This window comes from Streptomyces sp. PU-14G (assembly GCF_041028275.1).
GTDB lineage: Bacteria > Actinomycetota > Actinomycetes > Streptomycetales > Streptomycetaceae > Streptomyces.
In genome coordinates, this window is the sequence record NZ_JASKYT010000776.1 from 1 (window position 1) to 605 (window position 605).

1 pseudogene is annotated in these 605 nt (G+C 81.8%); it reads left to right on the forward strand.

Features of this window, described 5'->3' with window-relative positions:
- Nucleotides 1-375: 375 nt before the first annotated feature.
- Nucleotides 376-605: pseudogene (locus AB8Z75_RS35255) on the forward strand (hypothetical protein); the annotation flags it as partial.

A 605-nucleotide genomic window follows, 5' to 3' on the forward strand; every position in this document is an offset into this window, starting at 1 on the left:
TTCCGGCTCAGGAGCCGGCTCAGGGGGGGGGGGGGGGGGGGGGGGGGGGGGGGGGGGGGGGGGGGGGGGGGGGGGGGGGGGGGGGGGGGGGGGGGGGGGGTTCGGGTGCGGGTTCGGGGGCAGGTTCCGGYTCGGGTGCGGGTTCCGGCTCAGGTGCGGGTTCCGGCTCAGGCGCGGGTTCCGGCTCGGGCGCCGGSTCAGGTGCGGGTTCCGGCTCGGGTGCGGGTGCTGGCTCGGGTGCGGGTTCCGGCTCGGGTGCCGGCTCAGGTGCGGGTTCCGGCTCAGGCGCCGGCTCAGGTGCGGGCGCAGGCACAGGCGCCGGTTCTGGAGCAGGCGCAGGTTCCGGCGCGGGCGCGGGCTCCGGAGCGGGCTCAGGTGTCGGCTCAGGCGCGGGCGCAGGTGCAGGCGCAGGTGCGGGTGCGGGCGCAGGCTCAGGCGCGGGTTCTGGAGCAGGCGCAGGTTCCGGCGCAGGCGCGGGCTCCGGAGCGGGCTCAGGCGCGGGCGCAGGTGCGGGCGCGGGCACAGGCTCAGGCGCGGGTTCCGGAGCGGGCGCAGGTTCCGGCGCGGGCGCGGGGGCCGGGGCCGGAGCCGGAGCGGGTGGGGCC